18 protein-coding genes and 1 pseudogene are annotated in these 20,597 nt (G+C 36.8%); 9 read left to right on the plus strand and 10 right to left on the minus strand.

Annotated elements, in window-relative coordinates; genetic code table 11:
• The first annotated feature begins 186 nt into the window (after positions 1 to 186).
• The 3 genes from PQF83_RS17700 to PQF83_RS17710 all read left to right on the plus strand — a co-directional run bounded on the left by PQF83_RS17700 (position 187) and on the right by PQF83_RS17710 (position 4,978).
• On the plus strand, positions 187 to 1,260 hold the full coding sequence (locus PQF83_RS17700; protein WP_000378309.1) for a glycosyltransferase family 4 protein: 1,074 nt from the start codon (positions 187 to 189) through the stop codon (positions 1,258 to 1,260).
• Between the two features lie 200 nt (positions 1,261 to 1,460).
• The gene (locus tag PQF83_RS17705; RefSeq protein WP_000597163.1) at positions 1,461 to 2,198 is read left to right on the plus strand and encodes a polysaccharide deacetylase family protein; all 738 of its coding nucleotides are present in this window, start codon (positions 1,461 to 1,463) and stop codon (positions 2,196 to 2,198) included.
• 104 nt (positions 2,199 to 2,302) lie between these two features.
• Entirely contained in the window at positions 2,303 to 4,978 is a 2,676-nt protein-coding gene (locus tag PQF83_RS17710; RefSeq protein ID WP_000820983.1) for a PRD domain-containing protein, read from the plus strand.
• Positions 4,979 to 5,195: 217 nt separating this feature from the next.
• On the opposite strand, the gene exsM is transcribed toward PQF83_RS17710, so the two are convergent.
• Positions 5,196 to 5,609 (minus strand): exosporium regulatory protein ExsM, encoded by a 414-nt coding sequence (gene exsM, locus PQF83_RS17715; protein ID WP_000207029.1) that lies wholly within the window; start codon positions 5,607 to 5,609, stop codon positions 5,196 to 5,198.
• Positions 5,610 to 5,798: 189 nt separating this feature from the next.
• Here exsM and PQF83_RS17720 point away from each other — a divergent pair, with 189 nt between their 5' ends.
• On the plus strand, positions 5,799 to 6,980 hold the full coding sequence (locus PQF83_RS17720) for a chromate transporter (RefSeq protein WP_000429770.1): 1,182 nt from the start codon (positions 5,799 to 5,801) through the stop codon (positions 6,978 to 6,980).
• Between the two features lie 38 nt (positions 6,981 to 7,018).
• On the opposite strand, the gene chbG is transcribed toward PQF83_RS17720, so the two are convergent.
• From chbG to PQF83_RS17745, 5 genes are all read right to left on the minus strand, one after another.
• The gene (gene chbG / locus PQF83_RS17725) at positions 7,019 to 7,723 is read right to left on the minus strand and encodes a chitin disaccharide deacetylase (protein WP_000593467.1); all 705 of its coding nucleotides are present in this window, start codon (positions 7,721 to 7,723) and stop codon (positions 7,019 to 7,021) included.
• 49 nt (positions 7,724 to 7,772) lie between these two features.
• Positions 7,773 to 9,098: a 6-phospho-beta-glucosidase gene (celF, locus tag PQF83_RS17730; protein WP_000145757.1), complete on the minus strand. Its 1,326-nt coding sequence runs from the start codon at positions 9,096 to 9,098 to the stop codon at positions 7,773 to 7,775.
• Between the two features lie 3 nt (positions 9,099 to 9,101).
• A complete protein-coding gene (locus tag PQF83_RS17735) occupies positions 9,102 to 9,425 on the minus strand; it encodes a PTS lactose/cellobiose transporter subunit IIA (protein ID WP_000989050.1) in 324 nt (107 codons plus the stop codon).
• A gap of 183 nt (positions 9,426 to 9,608) precedes the next feature.
• Positions 9,609 to 10,916, minus strand: coding sequence for a PTS cellobiose transporter subunit IIC (gene celB / locus PQF83_RS17740; RefSeq protein WP_001168828.1), 1,308 nt, complete (start codon positions 10,914 to 10,916; stop codon positions 9,609 to 9,611).
• 16 nt (positions 10,917 to 10,932) lie between these two features.
• On the minus strand, positions 10,933 to 11,235 hold the full coding sequence (locus tag PQF83_RS17745; RefSeq protein ID WP_001023567.1) for a PTS sugar transporter subunit IIB: 303 nt from the start codon (positions 11,233 to 11,235) through the stop codon (positions 10,933 to 10,935).
• Between the two features lie 383 nt (positions 11,236 to 11,618).
• Here PQF83_RS17745 and PQF83_RS17750 point away from each other — a divergent pair, with 383 nt between their 5' ends.
• Both PQF83_RS17750 and speD read left to right on the plus strand, forming a co-directional pair.
• A complete protein-coding gene (locus PQF83_RS17750) occupies positions 11,619 to 12,737 on the plus strand; it encodes a polyamine aminopropyltransferase (RefSeq protein ID WP_001123973.1) in 1,119 nt (372 codons plus the stop codon).
• Positions 12,738 to 12,764: 27 nt separating this feature from the next.
• The gene (speD, locus tag PQF83_RS17755; protein ID WP_000456819.1) at positions 12,765 to 13,136 is read left to right on the plus strand and encodes an adenosylmethionine decarboxylase; all 372 of its coding nucleotides are present in this window, start codon (positions 12,765 to 12,767) and stop codon (positions 13,134 to 13,136) included.
• Between the two features lie 109 nt (positions 13,137 to 13,245).
• Here speD and PQF83_RS17760 read toward each other — a convergent pair whose 3' ends face one another.
• Genes PQF83_RS17760 through PQF83_RS17770 form a run of 3 tightly spaced genes read right to left on the minus strand, consistent with a single transcriptional unit; the run spans position 13,246 to position 15,191 of the window.
• The gene (locus PQF83_RS17760) at positions 13,246 to 13,563 is read right to left on the minus strand and encodes a PTS lactose/cellobiose transporter subunit IIA (protein ID WP_000379634.1); all 318 of its coding nucleotides are present in this window, start codon (positions 13,561 to 13,563) and stop codon (positions 13,246 to 13,248) included.
• A 9-nt stretch (positions 13,564 to 13,572) separates the two neighbouring features.
• Positions 13,573 to 14,874: a PTS cellobiose transporter subunit IIC gene (gene celB, locus PQF83_RS17765; protein ID WP_000617774.1), complete on the minus strand. Its 1,302-nt coding sequence runs from the start codon at positions 14,872 to 14,874 to the stop codon at positions 13,573 to 13,575.
• A 14-nt stretch (positions 14,875 to 14,888) separates the two neighbouring features.
• A complete protein-coding gene (locus tag PQF83_RS17770; RefSeq protein WP_001023546.1) occupies positions 14,889 to 15,191 on the minus strand; it encodes a PTS sugar transporter subunit IIB in 303 nt (100 codons plus the stop codon).
• Positions 15,192 to 15,414: 223 nt separating this feature from the next.
• On the opposite strand from PQF83_RS17770, the gene PQF83_RS17775 reads away from it, so the two are divergent.
• From PQF83_RS17775 to PQF83_RS17785, 3 genes and pseudogenes are all read left to right on the plus strand, one after another.
• On the plus strand, positions 15,415 to 16,632 hold the full coding sequence (locus PQF83_RS17775) for a dicarboxylate/amino acid:cation symporter (RefSeq protein WP_000649370.1): 1,218 nt from the start codon (positions 15,415 to 15,417) through the stop codon (positions 16,630 to 16,632).
• A gap of 248 nt (positions 16,633 to 16,880) precedes the next feature.
• Entirely contained in the window at positions 16,881 to 18,038 is a 1,158-nt protein-coding gene (locus PQF83_RS17780; protein WP_000194312.1) for an acyltransferase, read from the plus strand.
• A 42-nt stretch (positions 18,039 to 18,080) separates the two neighbouring features.
• Positions 18,081 to 18,460 (plus strand): annotated as a pseudogene (locus PQF83_RS17785) (VOC family protein).
• A gap of 40 nt (positions 18,461 to 18,500) precedes the next feature.
• Here the strand turns inward: PQF83_RS17785 and PQF83_RS17790 are convergent.
• Complete coding sequence (locus tag PQF83_RS17790; protein WP_000676361.1) at positions 18,501 to 20,501, minus strand: YhgE/Pip domain-containing protein; 2,001 nt, start codon at positions 20,499 to 20,501, stop codon at positions 18,501 to 18,503.
• Between the last annotated feature and the right edge of the window lie 96 nt (positions 20,502 to 20,597).

A 20,597-nucleotide genomic window follows, 5' to 3' on the forward strand; every position in this document is an offset into this window, starting at 1 on the left:
ACGATTCAACATTCTGTATACCATTGTCATATATTCTATCTGCTTCCATTTACCATAAAACGAAAAAAAGATTGAATTCTAATCTTTTTGTGATACCATATGTTATGAGCCTGTAAATAAACATCATAATTTTCAGATAAATATATTTAAAAAAATTACGTTAGACTATAAAAGGGTGGGGTATTAATGGACTCACAAGTGATTTATGCCATTTTGGCATCTTTCATCACTGTACTCGTCGTTACTCCTTTAGTTATTAAGTTAGCTTTTAAAATAGGAGCAACAGATAAGCCAAACGCGCGTAAAGTGCACCAAAAGATTATGCCTCGTCTTGGCGGGTTAGCAATATTTATTGGTGTGGCTGTTGGATTTGTTGTCGGTGGCTTATATGAACAAAGAATGTTATCGATAACGCTAGGTGCGATTATCATTGTAATCATCGGTATTTTAGATGATATGTACGAGTTATCTGCGAAGGTAAAATTCGGTGGACAACTATTAGTTGCCATTATGATTGTAAAAAGTGGATTATTAGTGCAAGTATTATATATTCCAATCCTCGGGGATACTGAACTTGGATGGCTTGCTTACCCAATTACAGTATTTTGGATTGTAGGTATTACAAATGCAATCAACTTAATTGACGGCTTAGATGGATTATCCGCTGGTATTTCATCTATCGTACTGGCAACGCTAGCATACATGGCCTTCACTAGCCCATGGGGTACTGGAACGGCTATCATTTTACCGCTAGCACTAATTGCACTTGCAAGTACAATTGGATTTTTATTCTACAACTTCCATCCAGCAAAAATTTTCATGGGAGATACAGGAGCACTATTTTTAGGATACTGTATTTCTGTTATATCGTTACTTGGATTATACAAAAGTGTAACGTTATTCAGCTTTATCGTTCCAGTTATCATTTTAGGCGTACCTGTATTTGATACGGCATTTGCAATTATCCGTCGTATCGTAAATAAAAAACCTATTTCAGCACCAGATAAATCGCATTTACATCACCGTTTACTTGCAATGGGCTTCTCACATCGCAAAACGGTACTAATTATATACGCGTTTGGTATCTTCTTTAGCGTAAATGCTATTATTTTTACTAGTGCAACATTATGGTTATCCATTATTCTTCTTTTCGTTTTAATCTTCTTTACAGAAATTATTGCTGAAGTAATTGGACTTGTACATGAACGTTACAAACCACTTATTTCCTTTTATAAAAAAGTGAAAAAACGCGAAGACTAATTGTAGTATAGCCTTTACTATTATGAAATATTCAAATAGCATCCTCTTTCTTATAAGAGGATGCTATTTTTTATTCATTATTTTACATTTCCAAAATATAGCTTGTTTGAGAGTTCCACTATTGGAGAAAGATATACATAATAAGAAAAGGATTATATTTTCTTTTTTACATCTTGATTGTCAAACTGAGGGTGAATGTTATGATCAAGCGAGTATTTCAATACATTATTTTATTTTTAACGATTACTATGTACGCGTCATCTCATGCAGGAGCGACTACCATTCCCCCTGCTGAACATCATCCAAATACCGAAACTACCTCTTCTACCAAAAAAATCGCGTACTTAACATTTGATGACGGACCAAACAAATATACTACGCAAATTTTAAACATCTTAAAAGAAAAGAACGGAAAAGCAACTTTCTTTGTTATTGGCGGAAAAGTGCCACATTATAAAAAGACAATGCAACGATTAATTAAAGACGGACATTATATCGGGCTTCACAGTATGTCACATGATGTAAAACGCCTTTACACCGGTGATCCATCTGCTTTAATTACAGAGATGGAACAAACACAAAGCATCGTTCAGCAAGTTACAAAATTAAATTCACATCTCGTTCGTGTCCCGTATGGTAGCATGCCTTATTTAAAAAAGAATTACCGTGATGCACTTGTATCAGCCCAGTATAAAATGTGGGATTGGACAATCGATACATACGACTGGAAAAGCTATGATAACCCTTCTGCCATACTAGAAAGGGTACGTAATCAGAGCGATGAACAAGTCGAAGTAATTTTAATGCATGATTCGAGTGTAACCGTACAAATACTGCCACAAGTAATTGATTACTTACAGTCACAAGGATACAAGCTTCTTCCCTATAATCCATCTTCTCATCTCGAAGTAAACTTTTGGAAAGACACAAGATTGTAACAGCTTTAGTGCCTATGTGCTAAAGCTGTTTTATTTTTCTCTTCCCACCCTTCCCATTTTTGTGTAAAATTTTAAATAGTGATGAAGTTTCGAGGTGAATAGAAATGAAACGAATAGATCTCATTTTTAACGCAATACAAAAAAGCAATTATACAGAAGGTGTAACTGCATCAGAACTCGCTACCCTGTTGCAGCTAGATCGAGCCAATGTAAGTAGCGACTTAAACAAACTCGTAAAAGATAAACGTTTATTAAAAACAAATACGCGTCCTGTTCGTTTTTATATAGAAACGAACACTTCGTTGGAAACGCATTCAAAAGAAGCAACTTCATTAGATACATTTGCAGTTGAAAATACGAGCCTTAAAATCGCAATCGAAAAAGCGAAAGCTTCTATTCTCTATCCTCCAAACGGTATGCATACTTTACTGCTCGGAGAAACAGGCGTCGGAAAATCCATGTTTGCTTCTTTAATGCACGAATATGCAATTGAAGTTGAACAGCTTCCTAAAAATGCACCATTTATCGTCTTTAACTGTGCTGATTATGCAAATAACCCACAGCTACTACTCGGGCAATTATTTGGGATTAAAAAAGGAGCGTATACAGGGGCAAGTGATCAAAAAGGGTTAATTGAAAAAGCACATGAAGGGATCCTTTTCTTAGATGAGGTACATCGCCTTCCTCCAGAGGGACAAGAAATGCTTTTCACCTTTATTGACCGCGGAGTATATCGCCGCCTTGGAGAAACAGAAAACGAACGTAAAGCACAAGTATTGATCATTACTGCAACAACAGAAGAACCAAATTCATTTTTATTAAAAACATTTACAAGACGTATACCAATGACTGTCACGCTGCCACCACTTCGTGAGCGTACACATAAAGAACGTTTTGCTTTACTGCAACTATTTTTCACAAATGAAGCAATTCGCTTGCGAAAAGAAATTCACGTTAGCCCAAATGCAATGCGTGCTTTCGTCTTTTACAATTGTCCCAATAACATCGGCCAATTAAAAACGGATGTACAAATTGCCTGTGCGAAAGCCTATTCTGACTTCGTGACAAAGAAACGTGATTCTGTCTATGTTTCAAGCACAGACTTACCTTGGTATATGAAAGAAGGACTATTCATTGAAAGAAAGAGCCGTCATCTATACCAAATACCGAATGAAACATTTATATTTACAGGTGATGAAGGTTGGAGTAATCATAAAATAGAAAATGAAAAACAGTCTTCTATTTACGATTATATTGACTATAAATATGAAGAACTTCAAGCTCGTGGTATTGAAGAGGAAGAATTAGAATTACTAATAGAAAATGATATTCAAAGCTTTTTCGTACAATATTTTAACCAAATGTCAAAAAAGACAAGTCATGAAAATGTTTTTAAAATTGTAGATCGTAATATCGTTTCCGTTTGTGAAAAAATTGCTGAACTTGCTGAAAAACATTTATCCAAAACGTTCGATGAAAAAGTATTTCTCGCTTTAAGTTTACATGTACAGACAACTCTACAACGTTTACAGGCCGGAAAACAAATTCATCACCCGCAATTAAATCAAATTCGTACGAAATATAAAGAAGCTTTTTCCGTAGCTATGCAATGCATTCAACTACTGGAAGACGAATTACAAATAACAATGCCTATCGATGAAGCAGGCTTTTTAACAATGTTCTTCGTTGTTGATCCAATTCCTGCCTCACAAACAGAAGTAAAAGTATTAATATTAGCGCACGGCAACGGCATAGCAACAGAAATGGCAAACGTCGCAAATGAACTGCTCGGCATTGACGAAGTAACCGGTATCGATATGCCGTTACATGAATCGCCGAAAGATTTCTTAGAGCGTGTGAAAGTGTATATGAAAACACTCCAAAATGTAAACGGGCTTCTCTTACTCGTTGATATGGGATCTCTCGCTTATATTGGTGATATATTAGAAACTGAGTTCAAAATTCCAGTGCGTGTTCTTTCCATGACAAGCACTCCACATGCACTAGAAGCGGCTCGAAAAGCTCAGCTTGGCTACTCGTTAGATGCATTATATGAAACGGTGAAGAACTTAACACCGTTTTACTTAAACGTACAAGAAGAAAAGAAAAAACCACTATCACCAATGAAATCTGTTATTTTGACAGCTTGTTTAACTGGGGAAGGCAGTGCTTTAGCTATTCAAAAAATGTTGGAGAACTATTTACGATTTGACAAAGACTTAATTGAAATCATTCCGATTAGTATCGTCCATGAAAAAGATTTAACGAAAATGATTGAGAACATAAAAAAAGAGCGGAATATCATTTGTATTGTTACGAATTTCGATGTGCAAGTGCCATGCTTAACGTATCATTTCCAAGAAATTGTAAACTACACAGCGATTCAGCCAATTCAAGAATTAATTACGTACGAAGAAACATATGCAAAAATGGCTGATATTCTTGAACAACAAATGCAGCGTAACGACGGAGCATTACTTATCAAAACAATTCGTTACGCATTAAATACAATTCAAGAATTAATTTCCTTACAGCTAACTCCTGACAGTTTAATGGGTGTTATTCTGCATATGAGCTGTATGGTTGACCGTCTTCAAAAGGGAGAAAGCCTTCTCCCTCATCCAGATAAAGAGAAACGAAGACAAGATGAATACTGGATGTATATGAAAGTAAAAAAAGCATTGCAGCCAATTGAAAATACATTTGAAATACAAATACCTGATGACGAAGTGTTTTATGTTATGGACTTCTTCATTAAAAATCAGCCTCTAAAAAATTAATCGTGGCAGTTTTTTAGTATATCGATCTTAACTCAGATTTTATCGGCGATTTTCAAAATATATCAGCGCAACTCAGGTTTTATCGGCGATTTTTAAAATATATCAGCGCAACTCGAGTTTTATCAGCGATTTTTCTAATATATCGATTTACCGTCAATAATCGCTAAAATTCGCACCTTATAACAGAAAAGGCTGTTCAATATGAACAGCCTTTTTGCTACTTCTTTACTTTCCTAATTCTCCCCCTTATTTCACCCTTCTTATGGGACTTCGTATAAACATTTACATATACATTCGCCTGAATGATTTCTTGCAGTAAGCTATCAAACGCTCGCCCCTGTAAAGGCCCTTCAAAATCCCCCACATTAACTACACCAGTGACGACTCCTTCATTAACACTAATACCTTGCTTTAATGGACCAAATAAACTTAAAACAATTGGACCAATTTGATTTGCTTTCCCTAAATGAATTTGGCATGATGTAACTTTTTCGATGTTTTTCAATATGACCCGATATTGCAACTTCTTTAAATCCTCACTAAATATAAACTCTGCTACGCCATAAGCTTCTGTATTTACAGGAGGTATTTCCCTCTTACCTGTTAACCTCGCAAAGAAATGTGTTGTCATACGGGCATTCTCCTTATATAAATTTCCCAGCACTACTTCTACTACTTTATGGTTTATACATAATCATTTATGACTTTTTCAAGTGTTAATTACGAAGAAAAGATTCACATAATCTTTACATTAGAATCGTTCCTTTTGCTTTACTACCTCTTGTATAATGCACTTAGAAAAACATTCTAGGAGGTCGTTTTGGAAAATAACAAATACACTTTTCACACATTATTAGAGATTTTTCTCGTCTCATTTAAATTAGGACTTACTTCGTTTGGTGGCCCCGTCGCCCATCTTGGGTATTTCCACCACGAATATGTACAAAAAAGAAAATGGATGGATGAACGAATCTATGGAGATTTAGTAGCACTATGTCAATTCCTCCCTGGTCCTGCTAGCAGCCAAGTCGGTATGGGCGTTGGATTATTAAGGGGCGGACTATTAGGAGCTATTATTTCATGGATTGGATTCACTTTACCGTCTGTGCTTGTTTTAGTTTTCTTCGCCTCATTCCTTAATCAGTTCGACCTTGGAAGTACTGGCTGGATTCATGGACTAAAACTTGTAGCAGTCGCTATTGTCGCTCATGCCATATGGGGAATGGCGCAAAAATTAACGCCAGACCGAAATCGTGCGACGATTGCAATTGCAACTGCCTCAATCGCCCTATTATGGCCAAGTAGCTGGACACAAGTCACTCTCATTATCATATCTGGCTTTATCGGCTGGCTTTTATATCGCAACGAACCAATTAGTCAATCTCAACATATAAAAGTACCTATTTCAAAAAAGATAGCAGTTTCTTGTCTCGTCTTATTCTTCGGACTATTACTACTGCTACCAATATTAAGACCGTTCTCTTATTACATCGCTTTATTTGATAGTTTCTATCGCTCTGGCGCACTTGTATTTGGAGGCGGACACGTCGTCCTCCCCCTTCTTGAAGGTGAGTTCGTACAAAACGGAATGATGACGAAAGAACAATTCCTAGCTGGATACGGATTAACACAAGCAATGCCAGGACCACTATTTACATTCGCCTCTTATATAGGAGCAGTGTTAAACGGGACGCTTGGTGCCATACTTGCAACAATTGCGATCTTTCTTCCTGCTTTCTTACTCGTTATTGGTGTTTTACCCTTTTGGGACAGTGTGAGAAAAATATCTTTCATACAAGGCGCACTACTTGGAGTCAATGCGGCCGTTGTCGGTATTTTAATTGCCGCTTTTTATGACCCTATTTGGACAAGCACGATTAAGAACGCTGTAGATTTTGTTTTTGCATCTCTTCTATTTTGCTTGCTCGCTTTTTGGAAAACACCACCTTGGGTTATCGTTATACTTGGAGCCTTTGGCGGATATATTCTATCCATTTTGTAAATAAAAAAAGACGGCATAATGTAGCCGTCTTTTTTCTATTAAAACTTTACAAGCTCTATTCCTTCAGGCAACTCACTCTCTGTTAAAATACGCAATTCTTTCACGCGATCCATTACGTAAGAAGAACGCTTCACAAGCTCTGGGTCAATATAAGCTGGATGAACCATAATTTCTACCGTTTGTTCACCTTGTACTCTTTCTTTTAACTTCGCAAAGTAATCTTCCGTCACACCATCTGCGTAAAAATCACTGTAAAATACGTCAGAAAATGGGCGTACTGCTCGCTCTTCTTCACAACGACGAATTGGAACATTATATTTAACAGCTAACCTTTCAAGAACATCGTGCAAAATTGGCAATCCATGCACGTGATGATGACTATCTAAATGAGTTGGTTTTAATCCGTAAGATAGGAATTTCTCAATTTGAGCAGTCCACTCTCTCTCAACTTCCTCTGGATTTACTTTCCCTTCCCATACGACACTTTGTTTATGAAACAATCCATCGCTACTTACAAGTGACGGTACATCTCCAAGAAGCGGTTTCCCTGCCGTTAATACGAGATGTACTCCTATCCCTAACGTTTTATACTCTTTTGCTAAGCGTACCGCATGCTCTGTTCCTGGCATATTCATCATCATCGTCGTTGAATTTACAAGTCCATTTATATGTCCATCAATAATGCCATAATTTGTACCTTCTGTAAGACCGAAATCATCTGCATTTACAATTAATTTAATCATCATAATACCTCCTAATAGAATAAAAAAAGCGGGCTAAATAGCGCCGCTTTTATTTCTCTACCTTTTTGAAGAACTGCGGAAGATATTCTTTATGCGCTTCCAACATTTCATCTAAAATTTGTTTTGCCACTTTATCTGATGGTACAAGTGGGTTAATTGTCATAGCAAGCAGCGCTTTATGATAATCCCCTGTAACAGCAGCTTCAATTGTTGTGCGCTCAAATGATTTAATTTGTTGTACTAAACCGCGAACTGGTACTGGAAGATCTCCAACTGCAATTGGTTTTGGACCTTCTTTCGTAATAATACAGTTCACTTCAACAGCCGAATCATGTGGCAAGCTTGCAATTGTTCCGTTGTTTCGTGTATTAACAGGCTGGATATCACCTTTATTATTATAAATAGACGTAATTAAGCTACATGCTGCGTCACTATAATAAGCGCCTCCACGTTTTTCTAATTGTGGTGGTTTAATATCTAAATTCGGGTCTTTATATAACTCGAATAAATCATCTTCTAATTGTTTTACTACTTCTGCACGTGTACCTTTTTCAACCGAAGCTTCTTTCTCTTCTTCTAGCATTTCACGTGTTTTGTAGTAGTAACGATGGTATGGACATGGAATTGCACGAAGGCCGCGAATAAAGTCTGGCTCCCAGTTAAGCGCAGCGATATTTTCCATCGTAATTTGCTTTTCTGGATCTGTTACAAGTTCTAACACACGATCCATTACACTTACGCCATCCAAATATACATCTAGTCCGTATACCATATGGTTTAAACCTGCGAAGTCAACGTGTACACGACTTGCATCTACCTCAAGTAATCTCGCAAGGCCCATACGGATTCCGATTGGAACGTTACATAGACCAACTACTCTTTGAATATTTGTATAACGAAGAACAGCTTCTGTTACCATACCAGCTGGGTTTGCAAAGTTAATTAACCATGCATTCGGACAAAGCTCCTCCATATCCTTACAAATATCTAAAATAACAGGAATCGTTCTCAATGCTTTGAATAAACCACCAGGACCATTCGTTTCCTGACCGATTACATCATATTTTAACGGAATCGCTTCATCTTTTGCACGAGCTTCTAATAAACCTACGCGAAGTTGCGTCGTTACGAAGTCAGCATCTTTTAATGCTTCGCGACGATCAAGCGTTAAATGTACCTCAATTGGTAAACCAGATTTTTTTACCATACGTTTCGCTAAGTTACCAACGATTTCTAACTTTTCTTTTCCTGCCTCAATATCTACTAACCAAATTTCACGAACAGGAAGCTCATCATAACGTTTAATAAATCCTTCAATTAACTCTGGTGTATAACTAGATCCACCGCCGATTGTAGCAATTTTAATTCCAGTCATGCTTTATTCCCCTTTCGCTTCAAGCTTTTTATAAAGATCGATAAACTCTGCTGCTAATTCTTTTACTGTAATCGCATTCATTAAATGATCTTGTGCGTGAATTAAAAGAACACTAATCTCTGTTTTTTCTCCTCTTGCTTCTGATTGTATGAGCTCTGTCTGGAAATGATGCGCTTCATTAATCGCTTCTTTCGCCTTTACCATCGCTTCATCAGCCTCTGCCATTTTCCCCTGTTTGGCAAATTGAAGTGCCTCCATTGCAAAGCTTCGTGCATTACCACTATTTAAAATCAATTGGAATGGAATTTGTTCTGCTGTAGTCATCATAATTACCGCCCTCTCTATTATCGTTCAACCGACTTACATACCCCTTCAGTTTGAACATTTCTATTAAAATATTAATTTATGAATGATAGTTTGGTGTTCTTGTAGATGGATCTCATCTTTTTGAACATGATATAAAGGTGATTGTCCTCACAGATAGTGTTATCTGTGAGAACAATTACTGTGTTACATAGGTACAGAGTTGTTATTTCCTTGTGCTGCTGCTTTTTCAGTACGAACAACAGAACGATCGCATAATACAACGAATGGATAATAGATTACCATCGCAATTACAAAGTTGAATAACTGTAGAATTGCGCCTGAAAGATGCCCACCTGTTACAAGATAACCACTAATAATTGGTGGTGTTGCCCATGGAATCATCGCAACTGTTTTTGGTACCCAACCAATAGATATAGCTGTATAAGAAGTAATTACTAATACGATTGGTGTTATGATAAACGGCAAGAATAAAACTGGATTTAAAATAATTGGTGTACCAAAGATTACTGGTTCGTTAATGTTGAATGCACCTGGACCAATTGATAAGCGAGATACACCGCGTAATTGTGCACTTTTTGCTACAAGTAATACAACTACTAAGAACGCTAATGTTGCACCAGAACCACCCAGATATACGAAAGTATCAAAGAATGGTTTTGTAACAATGTTTGGAACATCAAATGCAGATGTACCACCTTGGAATAACTTCATGTTTTTCTCTAATGCCGGTAAGTATAATGGCTCAATAATACCACCAACGATATTCGGACCATGTAAACCGAAGAACCAAAGAAGATGAACAAGGAGTACAATGACAATTGCACTTGGTAATGTCCCTGCTAAACTTTGCAGTGGTGATTGAATCGTATTAAAGATAAATTCATGAACACTTGTACCAGCTAATTTCACTGCTAATTGAATACCTGCAACTACTGTTAAAATAACAAATGCTGGAACTATAGCTGCAAAAGATCTTAAAACTGCTGGTGGTACTCCATCAGGCATTTTAAAAGTAATGTTTCTTTGTACGAAGAAACGGAATACTTCAGTAACAAGGAGTGCCACAATAATTGCTACGAATAACCCTTGTGCACCTGTCCAAACTAAGTTCAATCCGCCTTCTTTCGGTGTTGTTGGCGTAAGAATAATTAACGCACCAAATGAAATAATACCTGCTGACAAACCATCAACGCCGTAAGATTTTGCTAAGTTATAACTTGTTGTAAATGCTATGATTAGTGCTAGAATCGCGAAAGAACCAGTCCACATTCCACCGCCAACTTGTTTCCACGTTTCACCAAACAAACCTTTCATGAAATCTTGGAAAGCTTCAGATGGAAAACCATTAATTAGTGATGCCAGTGCACCAACTAAAATAAGTGGCATAACTGCAATAAATCCGTCACGGATCGCAGCTAAGTGACGTTGCGATCCGATTTTACCAGCGACAGGAACAATATATTTCTCCATGAATGCAATAAACTTTTGCATTTTGCTTCCCCCCTAATTATTTTTTAAGTGTTAATGCGTGATCTAAAACTGCTTCTCCATTCATCATGCCGTAGTGCATTGGATTGATAACGTCAATTCCAACGTTTTTCTCATCAGCAAGCGTTTTCATTGAAGACAGCATGTAACGAACTTGTGGTCCTAGTAATAATACATCTGCTTGATCGATATTTGTTTTTACTGCATCCCCAGATACAGCCCAAATCTTTCCTTCTAGACCGCGAGCTTTTGCAGCCGCTTCCATTTTTGTAACTAGTAAACTTGTAGACATCCCTGCTGAGCAACATAATAAAATATTCATTTGAAAATCCCCCTTGTGTAGTATAAAAAATTTATATTTTATTTATTTTTCTTTACGCTATTTATTAATGCAATTAGCGTGCCAACTTTTTAAAACCACTAAAATCAGCACTTTTTCGACTATTTTCTTTGTGTGTTAACGCTTTCAATTAGTGTGTCGATCAAAAAACACACAGTGTGTTATAAAACAACACGCTTTTAACACATAACTGTATGAAAATAGATTAGTGTTTAGTTGTCTAGTTGTGTTTAAAACAAAAAAAACACTAAAAAATTTTTTTAGCGTGAAAATCTATTAAAAAAACTCCTCTATCTATTGTCCAAGCAAACTCTACTAAATCACATAGAATAGAGTAAAGTAACACAATTCGAAAGGGGATTCCTATGCCAAAACATAGAAAACAAAGCAAAATAAAGATTTATAGAATAACAAGCTATAAAAAAGACAAACGTTCTGAATTAGACTCTAACAAATTTGAACTAGAACAGCAGGAAATAGAAAATAAGCAGGACAAGCACGGTAAACAAGGCAAACAGGACAAGCACGACAAACAGGATAAACAGGACAAGCAAGCACAAACGGAAAATGTAGTCATAGTACCCACGGATTCACACAACCTAGATATATGGGATGAAATTTCTTTAAAAGAAATACAAGCTGGTGAACATACAAGTTTATTGAATGAAAAAAGCAATTATCAAAATATTCATTTGCTACAAGTAAGCGATATCCGTTTATATTTGGACAAGCAACTACAATTCAGTTCCGTCGATGAGCAAATTTATCATGAAGCACTTGTACATCCAATTATGTCAAAAGTAATTGATCCAAAACGTGTTCTCATATTAGGTGGTGGCGATGGCCTTGCCCTGCGAGAAGTTTTGAAATATGAAACTGTGCTACATGTAGACCTTGTTGATTTAGATGAGGCAATGATTAATATGGCACGTAATGTTCCAGAAATAGTATCTTTAAACAACAATGCATTTTTGGATAGTCGCGTGAATGTGCACGTATGTGATGCGAAAGAATTTCTAAATTCTCCTTCATCCTTATACGATGTAATTATTATTGATTTTCCTGATCCAGCAACAGAAATTTTAAGTACTTTATATACAAGCGAACTTTTTGCTCGGATAGCTACATTCTTAACAGAAGATGGGGCATTCGTCTGCCAATCTAATTCACCTGCTGATGCACCTCTAGTATATTGGAGTATCGGTAATACAATTGAACATGCGGGATTAACTGTGAAAAGTTATCATACAATCGTTCCTTCTTTCGGAACTGACTGGGGATTTCATATTGCCGCTAATTCTGCCTATGTACTCGATCAAATTGAGCAATTATATGTAGTGCCAACGCCTCGAACATTACCTTCCCTTCTTTCTCCTTTATTTCAATTTAGAGAAGAACATTTAGAACAACGTAATCTCGCTCTTTTAAACTCAGAATCGAATCTTATCTTGCATCAATGTTACAAACAGGAAATGGAATTTTAACAACATTATAGTAAGGAGCGCTACCTTATGGAATATTCTACTTTCGGTAAGCATATAATAGTAGATTTATGGGGAGTGGATTTTTCCCTATTAGATGATATTTACTTTTTAGAACATCATTTAGTTCACGCTGCTGATCAATCTGGTGCCCACGTTTTAAACGTAAGTACAAAAGAATTTAATCCGCATGGTGTTACTGTTTTAGTTTTACTATCAGAAAGCCACCTCTCTATTCACACTTATCCAGAAAAAAACTTTGCCGCCATTGATTGTTATACGTGCGGTACAACCGTTGAACCGCAAATAGCGATTGATTATATCGTAAGTATATTGAAACCAAATGAGATGCATATAAAAAAACTGATTCGTGGTATAGGAGAAATTGTTACTGTCGATTAAATACCACTCTTACTCATTTGTAAAAAGGAGGATTGTAAATACCATCAGTGGAACAAACACTCCACTGATGGTACAGACACATACATAAAAAACCTTGCATACGCAAGGTTCATTCAGCTACCGACATCTTCTTATATAATTCTACAAATTCACTCGCTAATTCCTTCACCGTAATTGCATTCATTAAATGATCTTGTGCGTGCACCATCAGAAGGGTAACTTCGGTCTTTTCACCACCGGCTTCTTTCTGTATGAGATCCGTTTGTACACGGTGTGCCTCTTTTAATTCCTCTAACGCTTCTTGTAATTTCGCTTCTGCTTCTGTAAACTCCCCACGCTTCGCGCAATCAATTGCTTCCATTGAACAACTTCTCGCATTTCCCCCATGCAAGATTAAGTGAAAGGCCTTCGTTTCTATCGTATCCATTTTAGTTCTTTACTCCCCCTTTTCTTCCGCCACTTTTTGTTTATCCCATATTTTTAAGAACGGTAAATAAATAAAGAATGCAAGCGCAAAGTTAACAAGTTGTAAAACAACACCTGAAATTTTCCCACCTGATCCTAAATATCCACTAAATAGAATTGGTGTCGTCCAAGGAACAGCAGCACCGCTCGGACGAGCAACTAATCCCCATTCCATTGCAAAGTAAGAAACAATTGTTAACACAACTGGAACCAATATAAATGGAATTAATAAAATTGGATTCATGACAATTGGCATCCCAAAAGTTACCATCTCATTAATATTAAATATACCAGGCGCAATTGACAATCTACCTATACTTTTTAATTGCTGACTTCGGGCAAATAATAACATTCCTACAACTAAAGCAAGCGTTGCACCAGATCCGCCCATATAAATCCATAAATCAAAAAACTGTGCAGTAATCGTATTTGGTATATCTTGCCCTGCTTGGTAAGCAATTCGGTTTTGATCCATTAACGACAACCAAACGGGACTCATTACACCACCAACAATAGTAGCTCCATGAATTCCACATGACCAAAGAACATGAACGAGAATAACAGCTATTATTGCGCCCCAAAGACTAGCACCAAGTACACTAAGTGGTTCCTGTAAAATTTGCCCTACAATATTATGGATACTGCCAAAAGAAGTATTTTCTATAATTAAGCGTAAAAGCCAAATAACCGTTACAACAATAAATCCTGGAACAAGCGCGGCAAATGAACGTGTCACAGCTGGCGGAACTGTCTCTGGCATCTTTATAATTATCTTTTTTTGTACAATAAACCGATAAAGTTCAGTAGATATAAGTGCAATAATCATTGCTACAAATAACCCTTGGCTTCCCATTAATACAGCTGGGATAGCACCTTCTACAAGTACACTCTCTTTTGTACTTGGTATAATATATGCAACTTGAAATGGTGTCGCAAGTAAAAACGTCACAAGCGACAATGCCCCGGATGCTAAAGCGTCCACTTTATAATATTCTCCAAGTCTGTAAGCGATTCCAAAAACAGCTATTAAAGCCATTATATTAAAAGTTGCACTAACTGGATACCCCAAAGCCCTCTGCCAATTCTCCCCAAACAAACCTGCCATAAAATCATTATAACCTGGTATTGGTAAAGCACTAATGATGAGGAAAAATGATCCTATAATTAAGAACGGCATCGTCAATACAAGTCCATCACGAATTGCTAGCAAATGCCTCTGCTCTGCAACCTTTCCTGCTACCGGCATTACATATTTCTCTAAAAACCGTATCATCTATCCCACTCTCCTCATGGTTTCATTGACAAAGCTGCTTGCAAGATAGCTTCCCCATTACAAAGTCCGTAATGAACGGATTGAATGACATCAACAGGTACCCCTTTCTCCTTACATAATTCCTTCATTTTCGGTAATAAATAACGTACTTGTGGCCCAAGTAAAAGTACATCGGCTTTATCAATATGGCTATTTACTTCAGAACCTGATACAGCCCAAATCTTTACCTCTATTCCTCTTGCCTCTGCTGCTTTCTCCATTTTAGTAACAATCAAACTGGAAGACATTCCCGCTGCACAGCAAAGCAAAATATTCATCTCGCTTCCCTCCCCCTTCTTCTCAACCTAAATGATGGCGCATCCCTTACCACAACTAGGTTACAAATATATATGTCTAGATTTCCTGCTGTATGCCGAGCTTAAAAACAAAAATTTCTCGGTTTTCACGCTATTCCATCTATCCGTATTCTCCTAGTAAAGAGGACTTTAACTCGCTATAATAATTCAGTATGATTTTTTTAATTGATAGGAGGATATATTTATGAAGGCATATCGCTTTCCACTTATTTTATTATCTTCTATCCTAATTGGTGGTTTCATTGGTTATTTCATGGGTGCCGATGCAGTTGCTTTAAAGCCGCTTGGTGACATTTTCTTAAACTTAATGTTTACGATTGTTGTACCGTTAGTGTTCTTTAGCATCGCGTCATCTATTGCTAATATGGATGGATTAAAACGTTTCGGTAAAATTATGTCTAGTATGGCTGGGACTTTCTTATTTACAAGTATTTTAGCTGCTATTTTTATGATTATTGTCGTGAAAGTATTCCCGCCAGCACAAGGTGTTGTATTAGAACTAACCCAACCTGACAAAGCTGAAAAAGCAGTTAGTGTTGCAGATCAAATCGTCGGTATTCTAACAGTATCTGACTTCTCGAAGTTACTATCTCGTGAAAATATGTTAGCTCTTATTTTCTTCTCTATTTTAATGGGGATTGCAACTTCAGCAGTTGGTGAAAAAGGAAAACCATTCGCTACATTCTTACAAGCTGGTGCAGAAATTTCAATGAAAGTCGTATCTTTCATTATGTACTACGCTCCAATCGGACTTGCTGCTTACTTCGCAGCATTAGTTGGTGAATTCGGACCACAGCTTCTTGGAACTTACTTCCGAGCAGCAATGGTATACTATCCAGCGTCTCTTATTTACTTCTTTGTATTCTTTACGTTCTATGCATACCTTGCAGGTCGCAAGCAAGGTGTACAAGTATTTTGGAAGAACATGGTCTCTCCTACAGTTACATCTCTTGCAACTTGTAGTAGTGCCGCAAGTATTCCAGCGAACTTAGAAGCAACGAAGAAAATGGGTATCTCTTCTGACGTTCGTGAAACAGTTGTCCTTCTTGGATCTACACTTCATAAAGACGGCTCTGTTTTAGGCGGCGTATTAAAAATTGCTTTCTTATTCGGTATTTTCAACATGGAATTCGAAGGACCGAAAACATTAGCAATCGCACTTGTTGTTTCTCTATTAGTAGGAACAGTAATGGGCGCTATTCCAGGCGGCGGTATGATTGGTGAAATGTTAATCGTTTCTTTATATGGCTTCCCGCCAGAAGCATTGCCAATTATCGCAGCAATCAGTACAATCATTGATCCTCCTGCAACGATGTTAAACGTAACAGCAGATAACGCTTGTGCCGTAATGACAGCTCGCCTTGTAGAAGGTAAGAACTGGATCAAAAACAAATTTGCTTAATAGATAGAAAGAGGATGCTCGTTTTGAGCATCCTCTTTTTGTCGTTATTTGTTGATAAGTCGATATCCCTTGTCGAAACGTCGATATATTGAAAAAATCGTTGATATATTTGAAGTTATGAACGATATATCCGAAAAATCGTCGATATAATCTATTCCGCCACAATTTTGTTAAAAACTTCACAAATATTCCACACCTCTTATCTATTCTCCGTACTATAATCATGTATGGAAAAGGAGATGGACCTAATGACACAAAGCGCACCTGAATTTAAAGTTCTGCAAAGCATTGCATTTCTTGCTGTCGTTTTGCAAAGTTCGTTATTATATACAATGAATCAAGGAAATGTCTTACTTGAGCAATCCCTCATTATGGGCATGCTATTTAACCTTGCAAAATTTTCAGCACCTGCATTCATATTTATCGTCGGCTTCCACTTAATTCGTCACTATACAAAGCAATTAGTATACAAAGAATATATTTCTGAAAAAGCCGCACATTTACTCATTCCTTATCTCTTCTGGTCTATTCTTTACTTATTAACAACAAACGATATGATCACATTACAAGGCGGAATAAAAAGTTTATTACTCGGAACAGCCGCACCCCATCTTTGGTATGTGATTATGATGTTTCAAATTCACCTACTGTTCCCTTTACTGTGCACACTATTTTATTGGTTTCAAAAACGAACAGAAAATAAAAAAGACATATATAAATATATGACCGTCTTTGCTTGCCTATATTTCCTCTTAATGTGGTATTCTTCGCACTACATTTTTAATGGCGAGAAATTGACTAGCTCAACCATTTTACATTATACAGACCGTTCCTTCTTCTTCTACTCATTTTATTTCGTCATGGGAGGAATCGCTGCTGTCGCACTAAAAGCGTGGCGTACATTTGTCATAAAACATATTCCGCTTATTACAATCTTATTTTTTATCTTATTTTTATTCATCAATTATGAGTTATTTAGTTTTTACGGAGCAAACTCTATTCATTTAACCGTTTCGACTTATTTAAAGCCATCTATGTTTTTATATATCGTATGCGAAATTATCATACTTTACGTGCTTTCTATTACAATCGTACAGAGACGCGGTTTCTTATATAAAGCTTTACGATTTATCGGGAATTACACATATGGTGCTTATTTAGCTCACTTTTTCTTCTTGCAACTATGTACAAAGTTTCTTTCTCTATTCACACTGCAAGAAAACACAATATTATATAGCCTATTATTATTTACAATAACAGCCACAATCTCGATTTCAGCAATGGTCATATGCAGTGCACTACCATTTCATACATGGATTACAGGACCTTCTCCTACGACAAATATGAGATGGGCGAAGATTGTACTTCGGAAAAATCACGAAAAGGTATTCAAACCATATCTTTGATATAATAGAATTCCATACACGAAAAGAAAGTAGGACACACCTATGATTAATCAAATTGGACAATTATGCTATATGTAAATAATCAAGATGAAGCCATGCAATTTTGGACTGAGACAGTAGGATTCCAAATTATTGCGGAAGAAAATAACGGACAAGGTTTTCGCTGGATTGAAATTGCACCGTCAAAAGAAGCAGGAACAAGCATCGTCCTTCACGATAAAGAGTTAATTGCAAAGATGCAACCTGAATTAAACTTAGGTACTCCTTCACTTATGTTCTTCTCTAACAACTTAGATCAACTATATAAAGATCTTTCTGAGAAAAACGTTACTGTTGGACAAGTTGTAGATTTACCTACTGGCAGAGCTTTTAACTTTGCTGATAATGAAAACAATTACTTTGCGGTAATGGAATGCAAATAAAAAAGAAGCTATCCGAAAAAGTCGGATAGCTTCTTTCATTTTAAGAAACTTGTTCTGCATTCGTTTCCCTATGTTGTATATGGCTCGTGATCCAAGCAATTCCACCAGCAACAACGAGATAGCATAACAATATTAAAATTTGCATTTGTAATTGCGACCAATCTCCTAAAGAAATCACATCTTGCAATCCTCTAAGAGAATGGGACATTGGGAGAAATTGTCCAATCTTGCTAAGAACAGTTATATTTAATTCTCCTGGGAAAGTCCCACCGCTCGTCGCTAATTGCAAGACGAGAAGCGTTACCGCTAAGAACTTTCCAACAAGACCAAATACCGTTACTAACATAAGAATAAACGTCATGAACGTAAAGGAAATAACGATACTTGATAAAACAAAGAGTGGCACACTTGCAACTTCTAATTTCATAACTCCTAGCACAACTACATCTACAAGCAATGCTTGAATAAGTCCAATTACATATACTAAGCCTAATTTGTTAATAAAATGTACTGTTCCACTTACTTTCATATTTTGTCTACGGCCAAGCGGTAAAATATTCGACGCCATAATTCCGCCAACATAAAATGCAAGTGATAAGAAATATGGTGCAATACCTGAACCGTAATTAGGCACGTCAGAAACTGTTGACTTCACTAATTGAACTGGCTCTGAGAACATCGTATTGCGTGCATCATCATTGCGAACATCCGCTATCTTCTCTGCGCCCTCTCCCAATTTCGTAGAAAGTTCTTTCGCACCATCGTCAAGTTTAACAAGTCCGTTCGTTAACTGATCAGCACCATGATTCAGCTCTGTTCCCCCGCTCGCAAGTTGATTTACACCTTCTTGTAATGATGTAAACCCAGTTCCCCATTTCGTAAATCCACTAGCTAAATTTGTAGCACCATCTGCTATCTTTTTCGTTCCAGCAGTAGCTTCATTTAACTTAACTCCGAATGTATTCATACCTTCTTCAACCTTATGCTGACCATCTGCAAGCTTCTGTGCGCCTTGTGTCAATTGTTTCTGACTATTATTTAAAGTGTTTGTTGCTTGAGCTAATCCATTAGAAGTAGCGATAATCTTTTGAAAAGCAGGGTCTTGCTGCACCTCTGGATGACTTTTCACGTACTCTTCTAATTGTTGTTTTACACTATTTGCTGCATTGTCCGCTTTCACTTGCCCGTCAGCAAGTTTCTCACTTCCGTTCACCCATTCATTTGTACCAGCACTTAATTCACTAACCCCTGATTGTAAGTTTTTTTCACCTTGTGCTAATAACTCCATACCACTATGAAGGGATTTTGCCCCTTCACTCAGCTCATTCGCTCCATCAGTTAAAGCTGATTGACTAGAAGCAAGTTTTTCACTTCCCTCTTTCACTTTTGATGTCCCGTCACTTAAACGATGAATACCATCTGCAAGCTGATTTGCCCCATTTCTTGCATCTGTCGTTCCTTCATGTAACTTCCCAGCACCATTACTTGCATCACTCAACCCTTGTGCTAAGTCTTGAAACTTTGAAAAGACACCTTCTGTATAAGATTTCGTAATACTATTTGAAATTTTTGTTTTCATATTTTCAACAGCTGTCGTTCCAATTTGCGCTGCTACAAAGTTTTTACCCGGATTTACTTTGTACTGCAATTGTGCTGGTTCTGGTTTTTCATCCATAAGTGTACTTACCTTTTTAGAGAAATCGGCTGGAATCGTAACAACCATATAGTACTTATCTTCTTTTAATCCTTCGTCAGCATTTTTTTCTGATACGAAATGAAAAGCCAGCTCCTTATTCTCTTTTAAATTTTTTACAAAATCGTCTCCTGCATGAATTGTTTTCTCATCCATTGCAGCACCCTTATCTAAATTTACAATCGCAACAGGTAATTTATCTAATTTTCCGTATGGATCCCAATATCCAGCTAAAAAGAACCCTGAATAAATTAAAGGAACGATTAACAAAAAAATTAAAGCGATACGCCCATGTTTATGGTGCCACATCGCTTTCCAATCTTTAAATACAAGTTGAATTCCTTTCATGAAACATACTCCTTCTCCGAATTTCACACCATTACAATGGTTTAACAGATTTACTATACACGTCCATTTCCATACTGTATAATACATCTTTAATTA

Source organism: Bacillus sp. FF-1, assembly GCF_028548245.1.
GTDB lineage: Bacteria > Bacillota > Bacilli > Bacillales > Bacillaceae_G > Bacillus_A > Bacillus_A paranthracis.

Excerpts from the sequence above, each read along its gene's own strand:
- PQF83_RS17745 (WP_001023567.1), bottom strand. The coding sequence starts at position 11,235 with ATGAATATTTTATTATGTTGCTCAGCAGGGATGTCTACAAGTTTACTA.
- PQF83_RS17705 (WP_000597163.1), top strand. The coding sequence starts at position 1,461 with ATGATCAAGCGAGTATTTCAATACATTATTTTATTTTTAACGATTACT.
- PQF83_RS17775 (WP_000649370.1), top strand. The coding sequence starts at position 15,415 with ATGAAGGCATATCGCTTTCCACTTATTTTATTATCTTCTATCCTAATT.
- chbG (WP_000593467.1), bottom strand. The coding sequence starts at position 7,723 with ATGATTAAATTAATTGTAAATGCAGATGATTTCGGTCTTACAGAAGGT.
- celB (WP_000617774.1), bottom strand. The coding sequence starts at position 14,874 with ATGATACGGTTTTTAGAGAAATATGTAATGCCGGTAGCAGGAAAGGTT.
- celF (WP_000145757.1), bottom strand. The coding sequence starts at position 9,098 with ATGACTGGAATTAAAATTGCTACAATCGGCGGTGGATCTAGTTATACA.
- PQF83_RS17760 (WP_000379634.1), bottom strand. The coding sequence starts at position 13,563 with ATGGATACGATAGAAACGAAGGCCTTTCACTTAATCTTGCATGGGGGA.
- PQF83_RS17780 (WP_000194312.1), top strand. The coding sequence starts at position 16,881 with ATGACACAAAGCGCACCTGAATTTAAAGTTCTGCAAAGCATTGCATTT.
- PQF83_RS17790 (WP_000676361.1), bottom strand. The coding sequence starts at position 20,501 with ATGAAAGGAATTCAACTTGTATTTAAAGATTGGAAAGCGATGTGGCAC.
- PQF83_RS17770 (WP_001023546.1), bottom strand. The coding sequence starts at position 15,191 with ATGAATATTTTGCTTTGCTGTGCAGCGGGAATGTCTTCCAGTTTGATT.
- PQF83_RS17700 (WP_000378309.1), top strand. The coding sequence starts at position 187 with ATGGACTCACAAGTGATTTATGCCATTTTGGCATCTTTCATCACTGTA.
- speD (WP_000456819.1), top strand. The coding sequence starts at position 12,765 with ATGGAATATTCTACTTTCGGTAAGCATATAATAGTAGATTTATGGGGA.
- PQF83_RS17710 (WP_000820983.1), top strand. The coding sequence starts at position 2,303 with ATGAAACGAATAGATCTCATTTTTAACGCAATACAAAAAAGCAATTAT.
- exsM (WP_000207029.1), bottom strand. The coding sequence starts at position 5,609 with ATGACAACACATTTCTTTGCGAGGTTAACAGGTAAGAGGGAAATACCT.
- PQF83_RS17735 (WP_000989050.1), bottom strand. The coding sequence starts at position 9,425 with ATGATGACTACAGCAGAACAAATTCCATTCCAATTGATTTTAAATAGT.
- celB (WP_001168828.1), bottom strand. The coding sequence starts at position 10,916 with ATGCAAAAGTTTATTGCATTCATGGAGAAATATATTGTTCCTGTCGCT.
- PQF83_RS17750 (WP_001123973.1), top strand. The coding sequence starts at position 11,619 with ATGCCAAAACATAGAAAACAAAGCAAAATAAAGATTTATAGAATAACA.